This window comes from Streptomyces noursei, assembly GCF_001646665.1.
In the GTDB taxonomy this organism is placed as follows: Bacteria; Actinomycetota; Actinomycetes; order Streptomycetales; family Streptomycetaceae; genus Streptomyces; species Streptomyces lavendulocolor.
Genome location: NZ_LWBU01000270.1, coordinates 86,011 through 87,374 on the forward strand (window position 1 = coordinate 86,011; position 1,364 = coordinate 87,374).

Here is a 1,364-nt window from a genome sequence, read left to right on the forward strand (position 1 = left end):
GGGCCTGCTCCCGCCGGTGCCGCCCGGTACCGGCGGCGTGTACCCGGTGCACGACGGGGACGGGAAGGGGGACGGGGATGGGCACGGCACGAGCGAGCCGGACGTGTACGCCTATGGTCTGCCCCGCCTGCTGGTCTGCCAGGACCCCTCGATCGCCCGCATGCTGCTCGCCAACCACGTCCACCTGGAGGCGGCGTGCCCGGTCCTCACCGCGGTGGACGCACTGCCGCTCGCCCCCCGGCTGACGGCCGCTCTGGAGCGGGCCGGGGGCGCGACGGTGCACGTCCTGCACGACGCGAGTCCCTCGGGTCTGGTGCTCCCCGCGCGGATCCGGGCCGCGCTGGGGCCCGTCCCCGGCGTACGTGTCTCGTCGATGGGGCTCGTGCCGCGTCACGTCGCCGCCCTGCGCCTGCCGTCCGGGCGCGGCCCGGTACCCGGTCCCGTCCTCGGCACCGGGCTGCCGCCCGGGTTGCTGCCCGCGGAGGCCCGGTGGCTGGCGCGGGGCCGGTTCGCGGAGGTGGCCGCGGTGCCGCCGGCCCGGCTGGTGCGTACGGTGCTGCGCGTGACGCGCGGCTCCCGGCCGCCCCGCGCCTCCCTCCGGAGCGATCTGCGGGGACTGCGTGACACCGGGTTCCTGACGTGGCCCTCCGCCTGACACCCCCCGCGTCCTCCGCCCGACACCCCCCGCGTCCTCACCCGTCACCGACCACCGCGGCCGTGACCGCCGTCGCGACCGACCACCGACCGCAGACCCGAGGAAGCCCCACGATGATCCGGCCCGAAGAGATCGGCTACAGCGACGAGCTGCTCGCCGACGGCAGTGTCCACCGGCGCTACGAGGACGGCCGCGAGGAGTGGCGCCGCCGCGATCCGTCGCAGCCCCGCCTGGTGCGGTGGCACGACAACCGGAACGTCTCCGGCACCGACGAACTCCTCGGTGACCGCATCGTCAAGCGCACCCTCGCCGACGGCTCGGTCACCTACGCGCGGGACATCGGCTACGGCCGCACGCTGTGGGCCGGCGGCGAGCGGGTCATGGTCAACCGGACCTCGTTCGGCGGGCGGATGGGCGCGATGCTGACGGGCCTGGGCGTGGCGGGCCTGGCGATCACCGCGTCGCAGCTGCCTCCGGCGAGCCTGAGCCCGGAAGAGGAGGAGGCCCTGCGCCAGCAGGCGCAGAGCCAGACGTCGTCCTCCTCCGGGGGTGACGCGGGCGGTGGCGGCGCGGACGGCACCGGCACGGGCGGTGAGGGCGGTTCCGGGGACGACTGGGACGCGGGCTGGCACGACCAGCAGGACGCCTGGAGCGACGACGACTTCGGCTGAGCCGGCCCGGCCCCGCACCGGCGGGCCCGCGCCCCACC

Annotated in this window: 2 protein-coding genes; both read left to right on the forward strand. The window is 76.7% G+C overall.

All coding sequences use genetic code 11. From position 1 onward, the window contains the following. Nucleotides 1–655 (forward strand): hypothetical protein (locus A4V12_RS18610; RefSeq protein WP_234372236.1); only part of this gene is annotated, 655 nt, incomplete at its 5' end. Nucleotides 656–768: 113 nt separating this feature from the next. Beyond that, on the forward strand, nucleotides 769–1,326 hold the full coding sequence (locus tag A4V12_RS18615; protein ID WP_064070479.1) for a hypothetical protein: 558 nt from the start codon (nucleotides 769–771) through the stop codon (nucleotides 1,324–1,326). Nucleotides 1,327–1,364: the final 38 nt, after the last annotated feature.

Bases quoted from the DNA above. Each gene is read 5' to 3' on its own strand.
- A4V12_RS18615 (WP_064070479.1), top strand. From the start codon at position 769: ATGATCCGGCCCGAAGAGATCGGCTACAGCGACGAGCTGCTCGCCGAC.